We start from the raw sequence: 21,620 nt of genomic DNA, 5'->3' as shown, positions 1-21,620 counted from the left end.
AATAAATTTAAACTTTTTCTAATTAACTCCTTTTGAAATTCTAAATTAAAACACTTTGCAAAGTAAAGGTGAGGGATAGCAGCGGAAAGTCCACAGCAACAACGTAGCTTGCGGAGTTGGGGCGAGGACTTGCAGCGAATAGCCCGACCCGGAGTTTACGGAGGGGCACGCCCAAAATGAAATTAGAAGTCAGAAATTAGAATTTTGATTTTTGCAATTGCCATTGTTATTGAAATACCTTCATTTCGCTTCCGCTTTCCACTTCAATCGTTTCTTGATTTTGACGAAACAATCTTGCGGATAATGATCCTTTTAAAATTATTTGCTCGCCTTTTACATCCAACCAGCTGCCTTCTCGCAAACCAATAACCGATTGAGTGTTGAATTGATGGAATTCTTTAATGCGTGTTTCGCGTGTTTCGCCCATGTGTTTCGACTGCAAATCGGCATCCAAGTAATGGGGATTCAAATTAAACGGAATGGCTCCCAACGTTTCAAAACTCGGCGGATAAATAATCGGCATGTCGTTGGTGGTTTGCATCGTGAGGCCGCAAATGTTGCTTCCGGCACTGGTTCCCAAATAAGGTGTGCCGTTTTCAATGGCTTTTTTGAGGGTTTGCATTTGGTTGTTTTGATGCAATTGCGTTACTAACAAAAATGTGTTTCCGCCTCCGGTAAAAATACCTTCCGCTTTTTCGATCGCTTCGTTTGGGTTATTGAATTCATGTAAACCTCTCACTTCTTTGTTTAACAAGGCAAAAAATGTTTTTACTTTTAAGGTGTAATCATCATGCGAGATTCCGCCCGGTCTGGCATACGGCACAAACAAAATGGTTTTGCATTGGGCAAAATGAAGTTGTAATTCGGGCAATAAATACTCGAGGTAATTGCCGCCATGAAGAGTAGAAGTGCTCGCAATAAGTAGGTTTTTCATGTGTATTGTTTTTACAAAAATACGCATCGATGCGATTGGATTTTCATCAGATTAACAAAAAATTACAAAGTTGTTGGGAAATTCTTGGGAAGCATTTGTAATACTTTTACTTTAAATATGATTTAGATGACCAAAAATTACTTCTTCCTTTTAATGTTATTTACCTCGCTGAGTTGGTCGCAGGACACGATTTCGAAGGTGTGCAAAGGTAAAATTATAACAGATTCTAATCAGTTTCAGGATATTCACATTATTAATCTTAGAACCGAACGAGGCTCTGTTTCTTCCAAAGAAGGCTATTTTACGATTCAGGCTAAAAAAGGCGATACTTTGGTTTTTTCTGCCGTGCATTTGGTTGGTTTAGAAGTAGTTTTGGATGATGAAAATTGGCAAAGCGATTTGCTCATTGTGAAAATGGAAAATGTAACGGAGCAATTTGCAGAAGTGATTGTGCAAGCTTATCCAAACATCAATGCGGTGAGTTTAGGAATCATCCCAAAAGGACAAAAAAGTTATACGCCGGCTGAAAGACGGTATAATGCAGCATCCAAATCCAATTCACAAGTGGGGTTAAATACTTCTTTTTCTGTAGATCCGATTATTAATATGTTTTCAGGAAGAACCGCGATGCTCAAAAAAGCGTTGGAAACAGAAGGAAAAGTACATTTAATTGACAAAATAAAGGAACTTTTTGACGATGCGTTTTTGACACAAAAATTGTCGCTTCCTTTGGAATATTTGAATGGTTTCCGTTTCTTTATCGTGGAAGATGCTAATTTTATTAATTCAATAAAACGTGATAATAAAAATTTGGCCACTTTTTTGATAGGAGAATTAGCAGAAAAATATAAAAATAACCTGCTCGATGAGCAAAAGTAAAATTGTACTAATCGGTTTTTTATTTTGGGTTCCTTTGCTATTTTCACAAACAACAATAAAAGGAAAAGTTGTGGTGAAAGAGCAATCGGCAGAAGGTGTTCATGTGATTAATTTGGTTACAGAAAAAACGGCTGTGACTAATGCAAACGGTGAGTTTTTTATTGATGTTAGCGAAGATGATTTACTTGTTTTTTCTGCTGTTCATTTGGATTATTGGCGAAAGAGTGTTTCGGCAAAAGACATTAAAAATGGTTTTATTGAAGTGGAAATTACGTCAAAAGATATAAAATTAGAAGAAGTTGTTGTAACCGAATATACCAAAATCAATGCACAGAATTTGGGAATCATTAATTATAAACCGAAAAGCTATACACCGGCAGAACGTAGATTGAAAACCGCAACCGATTTAGATCCAACGTTGGGAGCAGGAACAATGGTGGGCGGATCAATTTCGTTGGATCCTTTGTTTAATTGGATTTCCGGCAGAACAAAAATGCTAAAGTCTGAATTAGAAGTGGAAAGAAAAGAATTTCTCCGCATCAAATTAGATAATTGGAATCAAAATCAATTTTATATTAATGAATTAAAAATTCCCGAAGAATATGTTGACGGATTCAAATATTACATTGTGTATGATGAGGAATTAACGGGTCATTTGAATTCTAATAGCAAAGAGCTAGGTAATTTTCGAATTATAAAATTAGCAGAAGATTTTTTAGTTAAACTGAATGCCGATGAATAGAATTTTATTTTTTTCAATATTCTTTTTTCAACTAACTGTTTTTGCATACAGCCAAAAACAGATTCGTGGTATTGTAAAAGTTGAAAACGCTTCCGCAGAAGGTATTCATGTCACTAATTTAGTCTCAGAAAAAGCAACGATTACCAATGAAAAAGGTGAATTTTGGTTGGAGGTAAAAGAAGACGATTTACTAGTTTTTTCTGCTGTTCATTTGAACTATTGGCGAAAAAGTATTTCGGAAAACGATATCAAAATTGGCTTTATTGAGGTGATTATGACCATAAAAGAACAAAAATTAGAAGAAGTGGTTGTGACGGAATACACCAAAATTAATGCTCAAGATTTGGGAATTATTGATTATAAACCTAAAAAATATACTCCGGCAGAAAGAAGATTGCGAACCGCTGAAAAATTTAAGTGGTACAGTCCGCTTTTAATTCCGTTAGGCGGAATGAGCGTTGACGGGCTTATTAATCAAATTAGCGGACGAACCAATCAATTAAAAAAAGAGGTTGAAATTGAAAAAAAGGAATTATTGCTAAAAAAGTTGAACGATTGGTATGAAAACGAATTTTACATCAATCAGCTAACTATTCCGGAAGAATATATAAACGGATTCAAAGTTTTTGTTGTTTATGATGACGAATTTATAAATTACCTTAATTCCAATGATACTACTAATGGAAGTTTGCGTATTTCTAAATTAGCAGATGAATTTTTAACGTACCTTAACACCGATGAATAGATTTTTTTTGTATCTTATAATCTCAATTTTAACCACGGTTTTTAGCTATGGTCAAAAAACAATTTATGGTGTTGTAAAAGTTGAAAACGCTTCCGCAGAAGGTATTCATGTTACCAATTTGGTTTCAGAAAAGGCAACTATTACCAATGAAAAAGGTGAATTTTGGTTGGATGTAAAAGAAGATGATTTGATTGTTTTTTCTGCTGTTCATTTGAATTATTGGCGAAAAAGTATTTCGGCAAATGATATTAAAACAGAAAAAATTGACGTTGTAATGACCGCCAAAGTAAGTGAATTGGATGAAGTGGTAGTCACAGATTATTCCAGAATTAATGCAAAAGATTTAGGCATAATAAATTACACACCAAAATCATATACACCTGCCGAGCGAAGGTTGCGAGCAGCTTCATCTGGCCCGGTTGATATAGTGCTCAATTGGATTTCGGGGAGAACAAAAATGTTGAAAAATGAAGTTCAAATTGAAAAAAAAGAATTCATGATCATTTGGTTAGATGATAATTTTGAAGACACAGATTTTTCAAATACATTTAAAATTCCAACGGAATATGTAAAAGGATTCAAATTTTATGTGGTGGAAGATATTGATTTAGCCCAAGCCATACAAGCCAAAAATAAATCACGTGTCACCTTTTTGTTAGGCGAATTGGCACAAGACTTTTTAAACTATTTAAACAATGAAAAATAACAAACTACTACTCTTACTGACTTTACTTTTTGCTCAATTTTCTTTTGCACAATTGGGCTCTAGAGAAATTATAAAAGGGCAAATTATTTCCGAAGCTACGGCCATCGATAATGTCACAGTGTTTAATATTTCTTCAAACAAAGGAGCGGTAACCGATAATTTGGGGTTTTTTACTATGTATGCCAGACCTTCTGATACCTTGGTTTTTTCGAGTGTGATTTTTAAATCAAAAAAATTAGTTTTAACTGAAAATGATCTTAAAGTAATCGTTCTAAAAATTAAATTGGAAGAATTCATAAACGAATTGGACGAAGTAATTGTGACACCTTCAACATTAACAGGTGACTTAGAAAAAGATGCCAAAAACATCAAAGTGACAGATAAACAAAGTGCGTTTAATGGCAGAGAGATTGCCGATATGCAAATGGAAAAAGATTTTCAATCAACACAATTCAATACCGCTATGCCGAGTGATTTGTCTATTCCGTATGGGATGGATTTTGTAAAAATAGGAAAGTTGGTTGGCAAACTTTTTGGATACGAAAAAAGTAAAAATCAGCCCATTGTTTTTACATCGAATAAAAATTTCCAAGAAGCAGTGAAAGACAAATTCACTTATCATTTTTTCACTGAAACCTTAGGTTTAAAACAAGAAGAAATTGGGTTGTTTCTCAATTATTGCGACTCCGATCCTAAAGTCAGAAAACTATTGGCAACTGACAAAGAAATCGATTTAATTGATTTTTTAATCAGCAAAAGTAAAGAATACAAAAACCTTCCAAAAGATTAATTTTCGCTATGAAAAATAAACGTTTTCTACTTTTTTTGATTATATGTTCGCTTGCCATTTCATCGTTTGAAATGCATAAATTTTATGTTTCTGTCACGCAAATTAATTTTGCTCAAGACAAAAAAGCAATTCAAATTACCAGCCGAATTTTTATTGATGATTTGAATAATGCATTAGAAAAAAAGCACAAAAAGAAATTTTATATCGGATCAACCAAAGAATCAGAAGAAGAAATTCAGCTTATGAAGAATTATTTCAATGAAAATTTTTCAATAAAAGTCAATAGTAAATCAAAGCCAACCGTTTATTTAGACAAAGAAGTCGAAGATGATGTGATTATATTATATCATGTGATTCGAGACGTTTCTAAAATTAATTCGTTAGAAATAAAAAACACCACACTTTTTGACTTCCTTCCCGAACAACAACACATCATTCACACCCAAATTTCAGGTAAAAAGTTAAGTGCTTTGCTTACTTTTGAAAATCGTGAAGAGTTGTTAAAATATTGATAAATAGTTAACAGCATTTGTAAAATGTTTATTTTAGACGATTCAAAAAAACAAGCATGAAGAAGTTTTTATTTTTGGGTTTGCTCCCGGCATTGTTATTTGCTCAGGAAAAAACCGAAACCAAACGCGAGCCAGGTCATTATGACACCAATAAATTCAGCCAACTATATGATTTATTGGCAACGCCCAATATGTTCAGAACGGCTTCCGGTGCACCGGGTCCTGCTTATTATCAACAGCAAGCCGACTATAAAATGGATATAGTTCTTGATGATAAAAACAAACGTTTAGATGGTGTTGAAACCATTACCTATCACAATAATTCTCCTGATGAACTAGAATATTTATGGGTTCAATTAGACCAAAATATGCGTTCCCGTCAATCAAAAACGCCATTAATCGAAAGCCAAAAAATGGATGGTGCAATGCCGGTTGATGGTTTCGTAAAAAAATATATGAATGAGGGTTTCGATGGCGGATTCAACATCGATTATGTTCACGATGCGGCCGGAAAACCACTTTCGCATACCATCAATCAAACAATGATGCGAATTAATTTGCCAACGCCATTAAAACCAAATCAAAAAGTTTCTTTCTCTATCAAATGGTGGTACAACATCAATAATTACAGAATAGATGGTGGTCGTTCCGGCTACGAAGAATTCGAAAAAGACGGCAACAGATTGTACGTTATTGCTCAATTTTTCCCAAGAATGGCAGTGTATAATGATGTAGAAGGTTGGCAAAATATGCAATTTTGGGGACGTGGCGAATTTGCTCTTCCTTTCGGAAATTATGACGTCAACATCACCGTTCCCGCCGATCACGTTCTGGAAGCAACCGGCGTTTTGCTCAATCGAAAAGACGTTTTTACCTCAGAGCAAATCAAACGCTATGAACAAGCTGAAAAAACATTTGATAAACCGGTTTTAATCATCACACCCGAAGAAGCAAAAGCCAATGAAAAAGGCTTTTCTACCAAAACAAAAACGTGGAAATTCAGGGCAGAAAACGTGCGTGATTATGCCTTTTCAACTTCCCGAAAATTCATTTATGATGCTATGGCTGTGAAATTAGACACTAAAAACGTCATGGCAATTTCACTTTATCCAAACGAAAGTAATCCGTTGTGGGAAGAATTTTCAACCCGAGCAGTGGCCCAAACATTAGTAACTTATTCACGTCACACATTCGATTATCCTTACCATAAAGCCATTTCAATTTCAGCCGAAGATCAAGGAATGGAATACCCAATGATTTGTTGGAATTATGGCCGTCCCGATGCTAACGGATTTGTGTCAGACCGCATCAAATATGGAATGATTAGCGTAATTATTCACGAGGTCGGACACAATTATTTTCCAATGATTGTCAATTCAGACGAACGTCAATGGTCTTGGATGGACGAAGGTTTAGACACATTTTTGCAGTATTTAGCAGAACAGGATTTCATGGAAAATTATCCATCAAGTCGCGGGCCGGCGAGTAAAATCGTTCCATATATGAGTGGAGACCAACGATTTTTAGAACCCATTATGTCCAACTCTGAAGGCATTCACCAATTTGGAGCCAATGCCTATTCTAAACCCGCAACCGGATTAAATATTTTGCGTGAAACCATTATGGGTCGCGAGTTGTTTGACCACGCATTCAAAACCTACGCCAACCGCTGGAAATTCAAACATCCAACTCCGGAAGATTTTTTCAGAACCATGGAAGATGCTTCTGCCGTTGATTTAGATTGGTTTTGGCGAGGCTGGTTTTTCTCCACCGATTACGTTGATATCGGAATCAAAGAAGTCAAACAATATTTCGTAACCGATGAACCAACGGCCGAATTGAAAGATGTGAAAGCCCGCAGAGGTCGTTTTGGAACAGCCAACGGACCCTACGTTTATTTGGTAGATTCCAATCATAAAGAACTTAAAAATGAACGTAAAAAAGCATTGGCAAAAGAAGATATCAGTTCGCTGAACGACTTTATTTCAACCAAATTCACAGCCGAAGAAAAGGCAAAATTAAAATCGCCAAAATATTTCTACGAAGTAGAATTTGATAAACCGGGCGGAATGATAATGCCAATTATCGTTGAGTTACAATTTGAAGACGGAACATCAGAAACTCATCATTTCCCGGCACAAATTTTGCGAAAAAGCAATCAAACAGCCACGAGAGTTTTTGCCACAGAAAAGCCAATTAAAAAAATTCAGCTCGATCCAAAATTAGAAACAGCCGACATTGATGTAACCAATAATACGTGGCCAAAAGAAGCCGTAAAATCAAAATTTGACGAATTAGATAAATCAAAATAAGAAGCTAATCCTGCTATCCGCTGCAATCTTTCAGCAAAAAAAGTTATTTTCTAAAACCCAAAAAGAGCTTCCGTTGGTCGCTTTTTTGGGTTAAGAAAAATATACTTTTTTTCGCTTCAAGGATTTCCGCTACTATCAGGGCTAAAAAATCTTCGTACATTTGCAGTCAAAACAACAATAGTATTATGTTTGGAATAGGAGGAGGAGAATTCATACTCATCATATTAGTGGTACTCATGCTTTTCGGATCCGATAAAATCCCCGAAATAGCCAGAACTTTAGGTAAAATGTTTCGTCAATTGAAACACGCCACCGATGATATTAAAAGCGAAATCACAAAAAGTGCCGAAGCCAACGGAATAGATGCCAACAGCTTAACCGGCGGAATTTCGGAAGAAATTGATAAAGTAAAACAAAGTTTTAACAGCACAGTCAATTCAACAACAGGAGTTGACACCAATTTTACAACCGAAATAGAAAAAGCCAAAGAAGACATTGAACAAATTACCGGACCCATCAAAAGACAATTTTAACCTTGGAAGAAATCATTCAACTCGACAAAGATTTATTTCTTTTTCTCAATAATTTAGGCTCAGAGCAATGGGACGGATTTTGGTTAATCATTACCAAACAAATCTATTGGTCGCCCATATTTATTTTTGTTTTCTACTTCATCATCAAAAAAATTGGCTGGAAACAATTTGGAATTTTACTACTTTTTTTGGCGGCTTTAATTACATTCACAGACCAATTAACTAATCTTGCCAAATACATGTTTGAACGACTTCGCCCATGTAACGATCCAACCTTAGAAGGATTGATAAGAGTAAAAGAAGGTTGGGCAAGAAAATCGTTTGGCTATTTTTCCGGTCATGCATCCAATTCAATGGCAACAACCACTTTTATCTTTTTGCTTTTCAGAAAGCACTTCAAGTATTTGTTTTTGTTATTCCTTTTTCCGTTAATTTTTGCTTACAGCCGCATTTATCTCGGATTGCATTTTCCTGCGGATATTATTTCAGGCTACATCTTCGGAATTTTTACCGGAACGTTGTTTTATCGTATTTATAAAATAATGCAACCTAAGTATTTCCCGACCAATTAAAGCACCCGACTAACAGTTAATCCATCTCGAATAGGTAACAAAACGGTTTCCACTCTTGGGTCATTTTTTAATCTTTGGTTGTATTCTAATAAGATTTTCGTACTTAAATCGCCTTCTTTCAAAAGTTCAACCACTTTTCCGGACCACAACACATTATCCGATAAAATAATACCGCCTTTGTTCATTTTCGGCACAATCAATTCATAATAGTTGAGGTAGTTTTCTTTATCCGCATCAATAAAAACCAAATCAAACTTTGTTTCTAAAGTTGGAATGATATCCACAGCTTCACCCAAATGTTGCACAATCTGACTTCCCCAAGGCGATTTGTTAAAATATTTTCGTTGAAAATCAACTAATTCTTCTTTAATATCAATGGTATGAACGATGCCGTTTTTTTGCATTCCTTCGCATAAACATAAGGTGGCATAACCGGTATACGTTCCAATTTCCAAAATAGAAGTAGGTCGAATTAATTTTGACAACATACTCAAAACCCGTCCCTGAAAATGACCACTCAACATACGTGGCAATAAAATTTTCTGATACGTTTCTTTATTTAATTGTGCCAATAATGCCGGTTCATCTTGTGAATGAGCTGTGACGTAATCTTCTAAATCTTCGGAAAGGAAATGCATAGTTATTTACTTTTTTCTGGATTGTGGCGTGAATTAAAAACGCGAATTATAAAAATGGTATGATTTGAATATTGATAAAGTAGTTTGAAATTGTCATCGATTATTCTTCTGCAATCATTTCTATATTCATCAATTTGAAATTGTTCTGCAAAATTAATTTCTTTTGGAGCATTAATTAATCTAATCATCAATGATTTGGAAATATTGTTTTTTATTTTGTTCAAATCATTACGGGAATTCAAAGTCCAAAAAATCGAATAGTTATTCATTATACCAACTTTCAATTTCTTTTTCTAATTTTTCTTGACTTATTACTCTGTTGTTTTTAATGTCGTTTAGACCTTCTTCAACTTTTTTATTATAATCTGAAAGATTTAATGCTTTTCCATCCGCATCATAGCCAATGATTTTGTTTTCGGTTTCAGAAAGTATTTTCTCAGTTGGTTCTTCCACTAAAGATAATGGAGGTTCAGAAGTTTCAAACTTATTTTCAATAATTTTTTGGATTGCAAGCAGAACGGTTTCATCTTCTACTTTGAGAATAAGGCGTATAATTTCTAATTTAAGTTCATTTATATTCATTGCAAAAAAGTTTATATATCAAAAATACAAAACAAAATTATACAAATCGTCAAATTAACCTAAATTTGCACTATGAATACCACCAAAAAAGACATTCGGGCATTAACCAAAATACAACTACGGGATTTTTTTGTAGCCAATGGCGACAAAGCTTTTCGAGGCAATCAAGTGTATGAATGGTTGTGGAGCAAAAAAGTATATTCTTTTGAAGATATGACAAATGTTTCCAAAGAAACCCGTCAAATGTTGGAAGATAATTTTGTCATTAACCACATCAAAGTAGATCAAATGCAACGCAGCGAAGACGGAACTGTTAAAAACGCCGTTCGTCTGTATGATGGTTTGGTGGTTGAAAGCGTTTTAATTCCCACCGCAACCCGAACCACCGCTTGCGTTTCCAGTCAAGTAGGTTGTAGTTTAGATTGTAATTTTTGTGCCACCGCTCGTTTAAAGCGAATGCGAAATTTAAATCCCGACGAAATTTACGACCAAGTCGTAGCTATCGACAACGAAAGTCGTTTGTATTTTGAACGACCGCTTTCTAACATAGTTTTTATGGGAATGGGCGAACCATTGATGAATTATAACAACGTCATCAAAGCCATCGAAATGATTACTTCGCCGGAAGGATTAGGAATGTCGCCTAAACGAATCACACTTTCCACTTCCGGAATTCCGAAAATGATTAAAAAAATGGCCGATGAAGAAGTAAAATTCAAACTAGCTGTTTCGCTACATTCTGCAATTGATGAAATTCGTGCTGAAATTATGCCGTTTTCCAAAAGTTTTCCGCTGAAAGAATTGCGTGAAAGTTTGGAGTATTGGTATCAAAAAACCAAAAGTAAAATCACTTATGAATATGTGGTTTGGAAAGGAATCAACGACGATAAAAAATCGATTGATGCCTTGGTGAAATTTTGTAAATACGTGCCGTGCAAAGTCAATTTAATTGAATATAATCCGATTGATGATGGAATGTTTCAACAAGCTTCGGATGCTGCTCTTGACGAATATGTGAAAGCATTAGACAAAATTGGCGTAATTGCAAAAGTGCGAAGAAGCCGCGGAAAAGATATTGATGCCGCTTGTGGTCAATTGGCGAATAAAAATGAAGCTGTATCTGAATAATTCCAGTTGTGATTTTCTAACTTTCTACCTATCTTTGAACTTTCATGAAAATCACCGAGCAAATTAAGCAACCCATCATCAAAGAGATGGAACTTTTTGAAAAGAAGTTCTACGATTCGATGTCTTCCAAAGTGGCGTTGCTCAACAGAATCACTTATTATATCGTAAACAGAAAAGGAAAACAAATGCGTCCGATGTTTGTTTTCTTAACTGCCAAAATGGTTTCGGAAGGTTTGGTAAACGAGCGAACGTATCGCGGTGCTTCGGTTATCGAATTAATTCACACAGCAACCTTGGTGCACGACGACGTGGTAGACGACAGCAATCGTCGTCGTGGATTTTTCTCTATTAATGCCTTGTGGAAAAATAAAATTGCCGTTTTGGTAGGCGATTTTTTATTATCCAAAGGATTACTGCTTTCTATTGATAACAATGATTTTGATTTATTAAAAATTATCTCAGTTGCCGTTCGTGAAATGAGTGAGGGCGAATTACTTCAAATCGAGAAAGCCCGAAGATTAGATATTACAGAAGATATTTATTATGAAATCATCCGCCAAAAAACCGCTACGTTAATTGCTGCTTGTTGCTCGCTTGGAGCTTGTTCTGTTTTACCCGAGAATCAGGAAATCGTAGAACGGATGCGAAAATTTGGTGAATTGATCGGGATGGCATTTCAAATTAAAGACGACTTGTTTGATTATACCGACGATGCCATCGGAAAACCCACCGGAATTGACATCAAAGAGCAAAAAATGACGTTGCCACTGATTTATACTTTAAATAATTGTACGCCAAAAGAAAAAAGTTGGCTTATCAATTCCGTTAAAAACCACAATAAAGATAAGAAAAGAGTAAAAGAGGTAATCAATTTTGTTAAACAAAGCAACGGACTGGTTTATGCAGAAGAAAAAATGGTTTCTTACCAACAAGAAGCTCTCCAGTTATTGAATCACTTTCCAACATCACCTTATAAAGATGCTTTGATTTTGATGGTGAATTATGTGATTGAGAGGAAGAAGTAGTGTTTAGTTTGCAGTTTTCAGTCGCAGTCACAGTCACAGTTTTTAGTTGCAGTCACAGTTTTGTCATTTTGCAAGATAACGAAGTCGAAATAAAAATCTCCTGCGAAGTAGGCAAAAACTGTTTTTGAAATAAAAGTTTATCATGCTTAACTATTTTTTGTTATTTTTAAATCATTGAATTTTAGTTATTTGCAATTTTTTTCATTTTTTTTTCAAAACCCATGCAACTAAATTCAAACTTCATTCGTCTATAACTATAGAATCTGATTTTAAACAAATTGTTAAACGGAAATGACCAATAACCCATTACCATTTACCAATTACCTAAAAAAATGAAAGTAATCAACTTACATCAAGACGAGAAAAACACAATCCGATTGGCTGTCGAAAATAATCGGCATGCTCAACATCAGATTTACACAAAATTTTCGCCAAAAATGTTGGGAGTTTGCAGACAATATATTAAGGATTTGCAACAAGCAGAAGATGTCATGATTACCGCTTTTATGAAAGTTTTTTCAAGTTTAAAAAATTTCGAACACAAAGGTAGTTTTGAAGGTTGGGTTAGACGAATTATGATTAATGAATGCATTTCGTTTATCAGAGTTCAAAAGCAAGTGAAATTTATTGAAGACGAAACTTTTTTTGAAGAAAGGCATAATGATATTGAAAGCAAATTTTCGGTTGATGATATTCAGTTTCTCATCGATAGTTTACCGGATGGTTATAAGATGATTTTTAATCTCTATGCCATTGAAGGATATAAACATCAAGAAATTGCCGAAATGCTGGGAATTAATGAAGGAACATCAAAATCGCAATTGTCACACGCCAGAAAGATGCTTCAAAATCAGATTAACAAGTTAAAAAATTACGAAAATGGAACCGAATAATATAGATAAACAAATAAAAGAAAAGTTGAATCAACGAGAGATTCAACCTTCTTCAAACGCTTGGGATCGTTTGGATGCGATGCTTTCGGTAGAAGAACAAAAACCTAAAAGAAGTTACAAGTGGCTTTCTATTGCGGCAGTTTTTGTTGGGTTTACGCTAATTGGAGTTTTTATGATGAACAAAGAAAATTCAACAGATAATGTAATTCCATCTAACCCAATTGTGTTAGAAAGTGAAACTGAAACAATTCAAAATGAAACAACTTCTAAAATAGAAAATAATTTTTCAGAAGTTAAAGATGAAGAAGCAGTCGTTCATCAATCAACAAAAAAAATAGAAAAGCCATCTTCTGAAATCAATCCAAAAAAGGATTATTTATTGGATAATCATTCAAAAAAAGAGGAAATAATTGTTGAAAATCAACCTAAAATATCCGCACCCAAATACATTAATGCCGAATCACTTTTGGCCGAAATTGAAACAGGAGAAAAGATTGAAATTCCAAACATTTCAAAAAAACCAACTGTAAAAGTTGATGCAAATGCGTTGCTTTCCTCGGCAGAAAAAGAAGTAGATGAAACATTTAGAGATAAAGTTATTCAATCGATAAACAAAAAATACAATTCGGTAAAGTCAACCTTGGCCAATCGAAATTACGAGTAAAAACAATCAAATCACGAACAGTTAAATTTTTAAATTATGCAAAAAATTATTCTTTATGCAGCAATATTGCTATGCACGTTAGTTACCCAAATGTATAGTCAGGAAACATTTGATGACAGAGCAAAAACCATTTCTGAAAACATTAAAAAGATTACTTCTGAAGAAAAAGAAGCTCTTAAAAATGAAGTAGAAGACATCAACAAGTTGTTAGAAAACGGAACAATTTCAACTGAAAAAGCAGATGCTGAAAAACGAAAAGCAGCCGAATTGAGAGCTAAAAACATTGAAGAAAAAGTAGCCATCGAAGAAGCTAAATTGCAACAACTGATAAAAGATGCAGTTGATGGGAAAGTAAAACATTCCGAAGAAAAGGTAAGAGGCGGAACCACTATTATTCTGGGTTCCAGTGCAAATGATTCTATTGGAGAAGATCATACTGAAATTAATATTGGTTCGATGAAAATTTTCAAAGGAGAAAAAGAAAAATACAAAAGAAATTCTAAACGAACTACTTCTCAATTTGTGTTTGCCTTCGGATTAAATAATCTTGTGACAGATGGCGACACCGGTTCGTTGGAAGACAGCGATTACCGCGTTTGGGGTTCACATTTTTATGAATGGGGTTTGACTTATAACACCAGAATTTTCAAAAACAATAACTTATTGCATGCCAAATATGGTTTGTCTTTGATGTATAATAATTTGCGTCCGACCGATAATCGTTACTACGTGAAAGAGGGCGAACAAACCAATTTGCGAGAATTTGATGTGGATTTAAAAGAAAGTCGTTTTAGAAATGTAAGTTTGGTTTTACCGCTACATTTAGAATTTGATTTTACACCAAAAACAGTTAATGAAAACGGAGATGCCCGATTTAGATCACACAAAAGTGTTCGACTTGGAATAGGTGGATATGCCGGATTTAACATCAAATCGAAACAGATTTTAAAGTATGACGACAATGATGGTCATGTAAAAATAAAAGAAAAAGGCGATTTCAACACGTCTGATTTTACCTATGGTTTATCAACTTACATCGGTTATCGTGCCACAAGTTTGTATTTAAAATACGATTTAAATCCAATGTTTAAAAACAATACCATCGATCAAAACAACATTTCGTTAGGTTTGCGTTTCGATTTCAATTAAAATTTGTTTGAGTTAGCATACATTTGTTTGAAAGGTGTTTTCGTCAAGAAGCACCTTTTTTTTATTGTTTTAATTCCTTATTTTTAAAAACTGAATTGTACTTTTACAGGCTACGAAAAAACACCAATGATTAAGCAAAATACCATCGATTTAGTTTTTGAAACCGCCCGAGTTGAGGAGGTGATTGGTGATTTTGTGCAACTCAAACGTGCCGGTAGTAATATGAAAGGCTTGAGTCCGTTTTCCAATGAAAAATCACCTTCTTTCATGGTTTCTCCGGTAAAGCAAATTTGGAAAGATTTTAGTACGGGAAAAGGCGGAAATTCAGTTACATTTTTGATGGAACACGAGCATTTTTCGTTTCCGGAAGCAATTAGGTATTTAGCAAAAAAATACAATATCGAAATTGAAGAAACCGTTTCCAGTGACGAAGATAAGTTGGTTGCCAATGAAAAAGAGAGCATGTATTTGGTTTCCGAATTTGCGAGTAAGTATTTTCAATATGTTTTGTGGGAAGAAGAAGAGGGCAAGGCTATTGGATTATCGTATTTTAAAGAACGCGGTTTTTCAAATGAAACAATCAAAAAATTCAATTTAGGTTATTCACCAAATACTTGGGATGCTTTGACCAAAGAAGCTCTCGGGAAAGCGTATAAATTAGAATTTCTTGAAAAAACCGGACTAACCATTGTGGGTGAAGACAAGCAATTTGACCGATTCAAAGGTCGTGTGATGTTTCCCATTCAAAGTATGTCGGGAAGAGTGCTCGGTTTTGGTGGTAGAATTTTGACAAATGATAAAAAAGCGGCCAAATATCTGAATTCTCCCGAAAGTGAAATTTACCATAAAAGTAATGTGCTTTACGGAATTTTTCACGCCAAACAATCCATTGCAAAACTCGACAATTGTTTTTTGGTAGAAGGTTATACCGATGTGATTCAAATGCATCAAGCCGGAATTGAAAATGTTGTTTCTTCATCAGGAACGGCTTTAACGCCTAACCAAATTCGATTAATTAATCGATTAACGAAAAATATTACGGTACTTTTTGATGGTGATGCGGCGGGTTTACGAGCTTCTATTCGAGGAATTGACTTGATTTTGGAAGAAGGAATGAACGTGAAAGTTTGTTCTTTTCCTGATGGCGACGACCCGGATAGTTTTGCTAAGAAAACACCGTATGATGAATTGGTAAAGTATTTGGATGAAAATGCCAAAGATTTCATTCAGTTCAAAGCGTCTTTGTTGATGCAGGATGCGAAGAATGATCCGATTAAAAAAGCCGATTTAATTCGGGATATGGTGATTAGTATTTCAAAAATTCCGGATCGAATTAAACGTGAAATCTACATTCAGGAATGTAGCCGAATCATGGATATTTCCGAGGATGTTTTGTTTAGCACCTTGGCACAAATGGCTCAAAAAGATTTGTCTGAAGCTAACAAAAAATTCAAACAAGAGCAAAAGGCGTTTGATGTTGTTAAAAATGATTCAACTGAAGCTATTGCTAAAGTTGATGTGGTTACCTTATTAGAAAAATCAATTTTAGAAATTTTACTTTTATATGGTCATCACGAAGTAGAATTTGAAAATGTTTTTATTCAATTTGATGAGAATGGAAAGGAAATTGAAACCATTGAAAAAGTGCAACACAAAATCTATGAACGCATTTATTTAAGTTTACAAGAAGATGAAATTGAATTGGCCAATCCCATATTTAATGCAATTTATATTGATTTAGTCGCTCAATTCCATCAAAATGAATTGTTTGATAAAAATCACTATCTCAATAATTTAATTCCTGAGCATGCTGAGGTTGTAACCGATATTTTAATGAACGACGAAAAATATCAATTACATGGATGGTTGGATAAAAAGCAAGTTTTTGTAAAAGAAAAAGATGATTTAGAAATTCTTTCTCGATTGGTAACAGAAACAATTGTAACATTTAGAGAATATCTAATCAATAAATTGAATCATGAATTGATGCTTCAAATTCAACAAGAAACTCCTGAATTTACTCCTGAAGAAATTATAACAATGATAAATGATTATAACAAACTAAAAGTAAACATCACTCGCCGAATTGGCAGAATGCGTTCGGATTATAACTAAAAAAAAGACCTCTAATTTGAGGTCTTTTTTCTAAGTATTTTTATACAATCTCTAATGTTTTTGCTTTATTAACTAAGTCTACCAAATTCGTTACATTTAATTTTGTGAGTAATCGTAATTTATAGGTGCTGATGGTTTTTTCGTTCAGTCCTAAAATTTTAGAAATTTCATTGTTCTTTTTTCCGTCACTCAAAAAACGTAATACCTCAATTTCTCTATTAGAAAGTTTTCGGTACAATCTTTCGCTTTTGTTTTGCTTAGCAATAAGAGCTAAACTTTTCTTAATGGCATCGTTAAAAATAACAGCACCATTATTTACTTTCACAATTACGTTTCCAAGTGTTTCTAATTTAGATGTTTTGTGCAAATAGGCAGAAACACCCGCTTTTAAAGCATTTGGAGCATAAATGTTTTCAGATAAATTACTGAAAATAATAATTTTAGTACTAGGAAACTCTTTGAGTATATACTTAACTAAGTTAATACTCGTTAGCCCTTCAAGTTCCAAGTCTAAGACTAAAATATCAATTGGTTTAATTTTGAGCATATCCAAAATCATATTGTAGTTGCCAACATGGCCTACAATACTTATTTCAGCATGGTCTTTAAAGTACGATTTCACTCCGAAGTGTACAACGGGTTGATTATCGGCTAAACAAACTTTAATCATAATAGGGTGGTATTTAGTTAAAAAATGATTAATATTTTTTTAGGGCTGTTAAAGATACTACATTTATTTTTAATGGAATGTATTTCTGACAAAAAATTTTAAGAAATATTTTAGATTTATCTTAAATCATTAGGAATTTCACAAATCGGTATGGGGTTCATCTTGTGTTTGTTAGCATTATTGAGCCTTTTATATATGTTAAAGACTTCTAAATTCCTTCCATTAAAATCTGTAGTATTTTTACCTGCTTCGTCCTGAAGCATCGCCCATTCTAATTCGTCATAACTTGCTCCCAACTGATCTTCATCCGAACGATCATCACCAAATAAGCCATCTGTTGGAGCTGCGGTTAAAATAGATTCCGGCACTTGTAAGAACCTTCCTAATGCATAAACTTCCGATTTCATTAAATCGGCAATCGGACTCAAATCTACTCCGCCGTCGCCATATTTTGTATAAAAACCTACGCCAAAATCTTCTACTTTATTTCCTGTACCGGCAACAAGTAGTCTGTGAATTCCTGCAAAATAATATAAAGTCGTCATGCGAAGCCTGGCTCTTGTGTTAGCAAGCGATAAATTTAATTTAGCTTCGTTTTCAGAACTTGGAACATCTTTTTTAAATTGTTCAAACGTATTACTTAAATCAACAGACGCACTTTCAACATTCGGAAAACGTTGTTTTAACTGTGCAATATGCTCCTTTTTTCTACTCACATGTGAAGCTGCCTGATGGATAGGAAGTTCAAGACAAAGTGTTTTTAAACCCGTTTGAGCACAAAGAGTTGATGTCACAGCACTATCAATTCCACCGGACACTCCCACAACAAAACCATTTACTTTTGCGTTTTCTGCATACGTTTTTAACCAATTAACAATGTGTTTGTTTACTTTTTCTACGTTAATAGTTGTGTTTTTTTGTGTCATCTTTTTGAGGTTATACGATTTGGCACTGTATATTTGCATTCTAAATTAATGTGGTAAAAATAGAAAAATACAATCAATTTTCTAAATCAAATTAATGTTATCATAATTCAAATCATAATGAGAAAAATTATATTATTTTTTCTAGTTGTTTTAGTTGCTTCGTGCGATAAAAAATCAAAAATAGAAAAACAAATAGAAGAAATTCCTATTTCACTCACAATTGAACGTTTCGACAAAATTTTTTACGAAACTCCGGTGGAAGATTTCCAAAAAATGAAATCAGAATATCCTGCTTTTTTTCCAAGTCAGTTTCCGGATAGTACTTTCATTAGTAAAATGACAGATCCTTTGTATCGCGAATTATATGATGAAGTTCAAAAAAAATATAGCAATTTTACACCGGTACAAGAAGAATTGGAAGAAGTTTTCAGACGGATAAAATTTTACTTCCCCAACCAAAAATTACCTTCAAGAGTAACTACATTAATTTCCGAAATGGATTATCAAAATAAAGTAATTTATACTGATAGTCTTTTACTGATTTCGTTGGATTTGTATTTAGGAAAAGAACACAAGTTTTATGAATTTCCAGATTATTTCAGACAAACTTTTCAACGTTCTCAAATTATGCCCGATGTAGTTTCCGATTTTTCCACACGCGTGATTGCACAACCTCGCGAAAAGTCATTTTTGGATCAGATGATTTATTTTGGTAAAGAAATGTATATCAAAGATTTGATTCTTCCTAATTATGAAGATTTTGATAAAATAGGATACTCCAAAGAACAACAAATTTGGTGCGAAGAAAACGAAGGCGAAATTTGGCGATATTTTATTGAAGACAATATATTGTATAATTCCGACACCAAATTAGTGCAGCGTTTTATTGCTCCTGCACCATTTTCAAAATTTTATCTAGAAATAGATGCCGAGTCTCCGGGAAGAACCGGTGTTTGGATTGGTTGGCAAATTGTGCGTTCGTTTATGAAAAATAATGAAGTATCTTTGGACGAATTTTTAGCAATGGATGCAAAAGAAATTTTTGCTCGATCAAAATATAAACCTAAAAAATAATGAGTTTGATTACTTCTGAAATAAAATTTGATGTGACTTTAGATGAAAATAAAGTTCCTGAATTATTGAAATGGACAGCCAAAGATGGTGGAATAGAAAATCAAGAAACAAAAGCGATTATGCTTTCCGTGTGGGATTCTAAAACAAAAGAATCTCTGCGAATTGATTTGTGGACCAAAGATATGCCTGTGGATGAAATGAAAATTTTCTTTCATCAAACATTAGTAGCAATGGCCGATACTTTTCAACGAGCAACAACCGATGATAAAATGGCCGATACGATGCGGGATTTCTGCGAATATTTTGCCGAAAAATTGGAATTGAAAAGTTAGAAATTATCGCTTTTAAACATTTCTTGATTAATTTCATCAATAAATGATAGCAATTCTTCTTTTCCGGTAGATTCTGTGGCAGAAGTAATAAAGTGTTGTGGCATTTCTTCCCAACCACTGGCTAAAACTTGTTTTCTGTAAGCTTCTATGTGGGAATGAATTCTGGTTTTACCAACTTTATCTGCTTTGGTAAATATTATGCAAAACGGAACTTCGGTCACACCCAAATAAGTAAAAAATTCTAAATCTATTTTTTGAGCTTCTAATCGAATGTCTATCAACACAAAAGCACAGACCAATTGTTCTCTTTTTTCAAAATAATCGGTAACAAATTGTTGAAAAACTTCTTTTGATTTTTTTGAAACTTTAGCATAACCGTAGCCTGGTAAATCGACCAAAAACCAATTGTTATTTATTTTAAAATGATTAATTAATTGTGTTTTCCCAGGTTTTGATGATGTTTTTGCCAAACTTTTGTGGTTGGTCAACATGTTAATCAACGATGATTTTCCCACGTTCGATCTTCCAATAAAAGCATATTCCGGTAGTGGATCTTTCGGACATTTGCTTACTTCAGAATTACTGATTACAAATTCGGCGGTATTGATTTTCATAATATTTATTTAAAACAAAAAAGTCCAATCGGACTCTTTATAGTTTAGTTTTTTCTAACCATTCCAGCATGATTTTATTAAACTCATCCGGATGTTCCATCATAGCAGCATGACCACATTTATCAATCCAGTATAAGTCTGAATTTGGTAATAATTTGTGAAATTCTTCTGCAACTTCAGGTGGCGTGACTTTATCATCTTTCCCCCAAATTAAACAAGTTGGGGTTTGCATTTTTGGCAAATCTTTCGCCATGTTGTGTCGAATGGCACTTTTGGCAATAGTCAACGTTTTGATAACTTTAATGCGATCATTTACAATCGAAAAAACTTCATCTACCAATTCTTTTGAAGCCATTTCAGGATTATAAAACACATTTTGTGTTTTTAGTTTGATGTATTCATAATCACCTCTTTTTGGATAACTATCTCCCATCGCACTTTCATAAAGCCCTGAGCTTCCGGTCAATATTAATGCGGCAACTTTTTCAGGATACATTTTTGTATGATATAAACCAACATGACCTCCCAAAGAATTCCCTAATAAGATGACTCTTTCAAATCCTTTGAAAACAATAAAATCTTTTACAAATTTTGAAAAAGCTTTTACGTTGGTTTTTAAAATGTTTTGTGTGTATAATGGAAGTTCAGGAATAACGACTTTGTATCCGTTTTTCGGAAAAAAATCAGCTACTCCTCCAAAATTGCTCAAACCGCCCATTAGACCGTGTAAAACAATAATTGGCGTTCCTTCTCCGGCTTCAAAATAAGTATATTTTCCTTCTTTCTTAAAGTTTTCTTTCATCAAAAATGAGATCTTTCAATTCATCACAAATATATGATTTTATCCATAAAAAAGAAGAATTGTACTGTTTATTTGAAATGAAATTTAGTCTTTGATTAAAAAAAATGTACAAACTGGTTAAATGGTTAATTATCAACATTTTTTAAAGTTAAGTCCATTTGTATGATATAATAGAAATCATATAAAAACTGAAGCCAGTTTGTTAAACTGTTGCACATTTTCTTTTAAACAGTACAATTCTAAATGTTTTGTTAAATAATGTGCAATAATCCAGTTGTTTAAC

At 33.8% G+C, this 21,620-nt stretch carries 25 protein-coding genes; 17 read left to right on the top strand and 8 right to left on the bottom strand.

Annotated elements, in window-relative coordinates:
- Positions 1 to 226 precede the first annotated feature (226 nt).
- On the bottom strand, positions 227 to 934 hold the full coding sequence (gene pepE, locus AC23MC_RS01195) for a dipeptidase PepE (RefSeq protein ID WP_487566375.1): 708 nt from the start codon (positions 932 to 934) through the stop codon (positions 227 to 229).
- 126 nt (positions 935 to 1,060) lie between these two features.
- Here pepE and AC23MC_RS01190 point away from each other — a divergent pair, with 126 nt between their 5' ends.
- From AC23MC_RS01190 to AC23MC_RS01150, 9 genes are all read left to right on the top strand, one after another.
- Positions 1,061 to 1,813, top strand: a complete 753-nt coding sequence (locus AC23MC_RS01190) for a hypothetical protein (protein WP_487566376.1) — start codon at positions 1,061 to 1,063, stop codon at positions 1,811 to 1,813.
- Positions 1,800 to 2,555, top strand: a complete 756-nt coding sequence (locus tag AC23MC_RS01185; protein WP_487566377.1) for a carboxypeptidase-like regulatory domain-containing protein — start codon at positions 1,800 to 1,802, stop codon at positions 2,553 to 2,555. Before AC23MC_RS01190 ends, AC23MC_RS01185 begins: the two co-directional genes overlap by 14 nt.
- Positions 2,548 to 3,300 (top strand): hypothetical protein, encoded by a 753-nt coding sequence (locus AC23MC_RS01180; protein ID WP_487566378.1) that lies wholly within the window; start codon positions 2,548 to 2,550, stop codon positions 3,298 to 3,300. The genes AC23MC_RS01185 and AC23MC_RS01180 overlap by 8 nt, the downstream gene beginning before the upstream one ends.
- Positions 3,293 to 4,006 (top strand): hypothetical protein, encoded by a 714-nt coding sequence (locus tag AC23MC_RS01175; protein WP_487566379.1) that lies wholly within the window; start codon positions 3,293 to 3,295, stop codon positions 4,004 to 4,006. Before AC23MC_RS01180 ends, AC23MC_RS01175 begins: the two co-directional genes overlap by 8 nt.
- Positions 3,996 to 4,796, top strand: a complete 801-nt coding sequence (bamP, locus tag AC23MC_RS01170; protein WP_487566380.1) for a BamP family beta-barrel-assembly machinery protein — start codon at positions 3,996 to 3,998, stop codon at positions 4,794 to 4,796. The genes AC23MC_RS01175 and bamP overlap by 11 nt, the downstream gene beginning before the upstream one ends.
- A gap of 8 nt (positions 4,797 to 4,804) precedes the next feature.
- Positions 4,805 to 5,308, top strand: coding sequence for a DUF6702 family protein (locus AC23MC_RS01165; protein ID WP_487566381.1), 504 nt, complete (start codon positions 4,805 to 4,807; stop codon positions 5,306 to 5,308).
- A gap of 56 nt (positions 5,309 to 5,364) precedes the next feature.
- The gene (locus AC23MC_RS01160) at positions 5,365 to 7,620 is read left to right on the top strand and encodes a M1 family metallopeptidase (RefSeq protein ID WP_487566382.1); all 2,256 of its coding nucleotides are present in this window, start codon (positions 5,365 to 5,367) and stop codon (positions 7,618 to 7,620) included.
- Between the two features lie 185 nt (positions 7,621 to 7,805).
- Positions 7,806 to 8,153 carry a Sec-independent protein translocase subunit TatA/TatB gene (locus tag AC23MC_RS01155; protein ID WP_487566383.1) on the top strand — a complete coding sequence of 116 codons (348 nt, stop codon included), beginning with the start codon at positions 7,806 to 7,808 and terminating at the stop codon, positions 8,151 to 8,153.
- A gap of 2 nt (positions 8,154 to 8,155) precedes the next feature.
- A complete protein-coding gene (locus AC23MC_RS01150; RefSeq protein ID WP_487566384.1) occupies positions 8,156 to 8,725 on the top strand; it encodes a phosphatase PAP2 family protein in 570 nt (189 codons plus the stop codon).
- On the opposite strand, the gene AC23MC_RS01145 is transcribed toward AC23MC_RS01150, so the two are convergent.
- The 3 genes from AC23MC_RS01145 to AC23MC_RS01135 are packed head-to-tail and all read right to left on the bottom strand — an operon-like array spanning position 8,722 to position 9,945.
- Positions 8,722 to 9,363: an O-methyltransferase gene (locus tag AC23MC_RS01145; protein WP_487566385.1), complete on the bottom strand. Its 642-nt coding sequence runs from the start codon at positions 9,361 to 9,363 to the stop codon at positions 8,722 to 8,724. The genes AC23MC_RS01150 and AC23MC_RS01145 overlap by 4 nt on opposite strands.
- Before the next feature lie 2 nt (positions 9,364 to 9,365).
- Positions 9,366 to 9,632 (bottom strand): hypothetical protein, encoded by a 267-nt coding sequence (locus AC23MC_RS01140; RefSeq protein ID WP_487566386.1) that lies wholly within the window; start codon positions 9,630 to 9,632, stop codon positions 9,366 to 9,368.
- Complete coding sequence (locus AC23MC_RS01135) at positions 9,625 to 9,945, bottom strand: hypothetical protein (protein ID WP_487566387.1); 321 nt, start codon at positions 9,943 to 9,945, stop codon at positions 9,625 to 9,627. Before AC23MC_RS01135 ends, AC23MC_RS01140 begins: the two co-directional genes overlap by 8 nt.
- Positions 9,946 to 10,017: 72 nt before the next feature.
- Here AC23MC_RS01135 and rlmN point away from each other — a divergent pair, with 72 nt between their 5' ends.
- The 6 genes from rlmN to dnaG all read left to right on the top strand — a co-directional run bounded on the left by rlmN (position 10,018) and on the right by dnaG (position 16,919).
- Positions 10,018 to 11,073, top strand: a complete 1,056-nt coding sequence (gene rlmN / locus AC23MC_RS01130) for a dual-specificity RNA methyltransferase RlmN (RefSeq protein WP_487566388.1) — start codon at positions 10,018 to 10,020, stop codon at positions 11,071 to 11,073.
- Positions 11,074 to 11,117: 44 nt separating this feature from the next.
- Positions 11,118 to 12,098, top strand: coding sequence for a polyprenyl synthetase family protein (locus AC23MC_RS01125; protein WP_487566389.1), 981 nt, complete (start codon positions 11,118 to 11,120; stop codon positions 12,096 to 12,098).
- 332 nt (positions 12,099 to 12,430) lie between these two features.
- Entirely contained in the window at positions 12,431 to 12,991 is a 561-nt protein-coding gene (locus AC23MC_RS01120; protein ID WP_487566390.1) for an RNA polymerase sigma factor, read from the top strand.
- Complete coding sequence (locus AC23MC_RS01115; protein WP_487566391.1) at positions 12,978 to 13,655, top strand: hypothetical protein; 678 nt, start codon at positions 12,978 to 12,980, stop codon at positions 13,653 to 13,655. The genes AC23MC_RS01120 and AC23MC_RS01115 overlap by 14 nt, the downstream gene beginning before the upstream one ends.
- A 36-nt stretch (positions 13,656 to 13,691) precedes the next feature.
- A complete protein-coding gene (locus AC23MC_RS01110) occupies positions 13,692 to 14,804 on the top strand; it encodes a hypothetical protein (protein WP_487566392.1) in 1,113 nt (370 codons plus the stop codon).
- 126 nt (positions 14,805 to 14,930) lie between these two features.
- On the top strand, positions 14,931 to 16,919 hold the full coding sequence (gene dnaG / locus AC23MC_RS01105; RefSeq protein WP_487566393.1) for a DNA primase: 1,989 nt from the start codon (positions 14,931 to 14,933) through the stop codon (positions 16,917 to 16,919).
- Between the two features lie 40 nt (positions 16,920 to 16,959).
- Here the strand turns inward: dnaG and AC23MC_RS01100 are convergent, their stop codons facing one another.
- Both AC23MC_RS01100 and nadE read right to left on the bottom strand, forming a co-directional pair.
- Entirely contained in the window at positions 16,960 to 17,589 is a 630-nt protein-coding gene (locus AC23MC_RS01100) for a response regulator transcription factor (protein WP_248435508.1), read from the bottom strand.
- Between the two features lie 116 nt (positions 17,590 to 17,705).
- Positions 17,706 to 18,515 (bottom strand): NAD(+) synthase, encoded by an 810-nt coding sequence (nadE, locus tag AC23MC_RS01095; protein ID WP_487566394.1) that lies wholly within the window; start codon positions 18,513 to 18,515, stop codon positions 17,706 to 17,708.
- Positions 18,516 to 18,632: 117 nt separating this feature from the next.
- Between nadE and gldB the strand changes: the two genes are divergently transcribed.
- Both gldB and gldC read left to right on the top strand, forming a co-directional pair.
- Positions 18,633 to 19,589, top strand: coding sequence for a gliding motility lipoprotein GldB (gldB, locus tag AC23MC_RS01090; protein WP_487566395.1), 957 nt, complete (start codon positions 18,633 to 18,635; stop codon positions 19,587 to 19,589).
- The gene (gldC, locus tag AC23MC_RS01085; RefSeq protein WP_487566396.1) at positions 19,589 to 19,921 is read left to right on the top strand and encodes a gliding motility protein GldC; all 333 of its coding nucleotides are present in this window, start codon (positions 19,589 to 19,591) and stop codon (positions 19,919 to 19,921) included. Before gldB ends, gldC begins: the two co-directional genes overlap by 1 nt.
- On the opposite strand, the gene yihA is transcribed toward gldC, so the two are convergent.
- A complete protein-coding gene (yihA, locus tag AC23MC_RS01080) occupies positions 19,918 to 20,535 on the bottom strand; it encodes a ribosome biogenesis GTP-binding protein YihA/YsxC (protein ID WP_487566397.1) in 618 nt (205 codons plus the stop codon). The two genes, gldC and yihA, sit on opposite strands and share 4 nt — an antisense overlap.
- A 37-nt stretch (positions 20,536 to 20,572) precedes the next feature.
- Entirely contained in the window at positions 20,573 to 21,337 is a 765-nt protein-coding gene (locus tag AC23MC_RS01075; RefSeq protein WP_487566398.1) for an alpha/beta fold hydrolase, read from the bottom strand.
- Between the last annotated feature and the right edge of the window lie 283 nt (positions 21,338 to 21,620).

The organism is Flavobacterium sp. T50_26 (genome assembly GCF_057652995.1).
Note: the sequence above shows the minus strand (reverse complement) of the source record. Positions and strands in the feature narration are given on the sequence as shown.

Bases quoted from the DNA above. Each gene is read 5' to 3' on its own strand.
- AC23MC_RS01100 (WP_248435508.1), bottom strand. From the start codon at position 17,589: ATGATTAAAGTTTGTTTAGCCGATAATCAACCCGTTGTACACTTCGGA.
- AC23MC_RS01115 (WP_487566391.1), top strand. From the start codon at position 12,978: ATGGAACCGAATAATATAGATAAACAAATAAAAGAAAAGTTGAATCAA.
- AC23MC_RS01075 (WP_487566398.1), bottom strand. From the start codon at position 21,337: ATGAAAGAAAACTTTAAGAAAGAAGGAAAATATACTTATTTTGAAGCC.
- gldB (WP_487566395.1), top strand. From the start codon at position 18,633: ATGAGAAAAATTATATTATTTTTTCTAGTTGTTTTAGTTGCTTCGTGC.
- bamP (WP_487566380.1), top strand. From the start codon at position 3,996: ATGAAAAATAACAAACTACTACTCTTACTGACTTTACTTTTTGCTCAA.
- AC23MC_RS01190 (WP_487566376.1), top strand. From the start codon at position 1,061: ATGACCAAAAATTACTTCTTCCTTTTAATGTTATTTACCTCGCTGAGT.
- AC23MC_RS01140 (WP_487566386.1), bottom strand. From the start codon at position 9,632: ATGAATAACTATTCGATTTTTTGGACTTTGAATTCCCGTAATGATTTG.
- yihA (WP_487566397.1), bottom strand. From the start codon at position 20,535: ATGAAAATCAATACCGCCGAATTTGTAATCAGTAATTCTGAAGTAAGC.
- AC23MC_RS01180 (WP_487566378.1), top strand. From the start codon at position 2,548: ATGAATAGAATTTTATTTTTTTCAATATTCTTTTTTCAACTAACTGTT.
- AC23MC_RS01165 (WP_487566381.1), top strand. From the start codon at position 4,805: ATGAAAAATAAACGTTTTCTACTTTTTTTGATTATATGTTCGCTTGCC.
- AC23MC_RS01160 (WP_487566382.1), top strand. From the start codon at position 5,365: ATGAAGAAGTTTTTATTTTTGGGTTTGCTCCCGGCATTGTTATTTGCT.
- AC23MC_RS01125 (WP_487566389.1), top strand. From the start codon at position 11,118: ATGAAAATCACCGAGCAAATTAAGCAACCCATCATCAAAGAGATGGAA.
- AC23MC_RS01175 (WP_487566379.1), top strand. From the start codon at position 3,293: ATGAATAGATTTTTTTTGTATCTTATAATCTCAATTTTAACCACGGTT.
- AC23MC_RS01110 (WP_487566392.1), top strand. From the start codon at position 13,692: ATGCAAAAAATTATTCTTTATGCAGCAATATTGCTATGCACGTTAGTT.
- AC23MC_RS01145 (WP_487566385.1), bottom strand. From the start codon at position 9,363: ATGCATTTCCTTTCCGAAGATTTAGAAGATTACGTCACAGCTCATTCA.
- rlmN (WP_487566388.1), top strand. From the start codon at position 10,018: ATGAATACCACCAAAAAAGACATTCGGGCATTAACCAAAATACAACTA.
- AC23MC_RS01185 (WP_487566377.1), top strand. From the start codon at position 1,800: ATGAGCAAAAGTAAAATTGTACTAATCGGTTTTTTATTTTGGGTTCCT.
- AC23MC_RS01120 (WP_487566390.1), top strand. From the start codon at position 12,431: ATGAAAGTAATCAACTTACATCAAGACGAGAAAAACACAATCCGATTG.
- dnaG (WP_487566393.1), top strand. From the start codon at position 14,931: ATGATTAAGCAAAATACCATCGATTTAGTTTTTGAAACCGCCCGAGTT.
- pepE (WP_487566375.1), bottom strand. From the start codon at position 934: ATGAAAAACCTACTTATTGCGAGCACTTCTACTCTTCATGGCGGCAAT.
- nadE (WP_487566394.1), bottom strand. From the start codon at position 18,515: ATGACACAAAAAAACACAACTATTAACGTAGAAAAAGTAAACAAACAC.
- AC23MC_RS01155 (WP_487566383.1), top strand. From the start codon at position 7,806: ATGTTTGGAATAGGAGGAGGAGAATTCATACTCATCATATTAGTGGTA.
- gldC (WP_487566396.1), top strand. From the start codon at position 19,589: ATGAGTTTGATTACTTCTGAAATAAAATTTGATGTGACTTTAGATGAA.
- AC23MC_RS01135 (WP_487566387.1), bottom strand. From the start codon at position 9,945: ATGAATATAAATGAACTTAAATTAGAAATTATACGCCTTATTCTCAAA.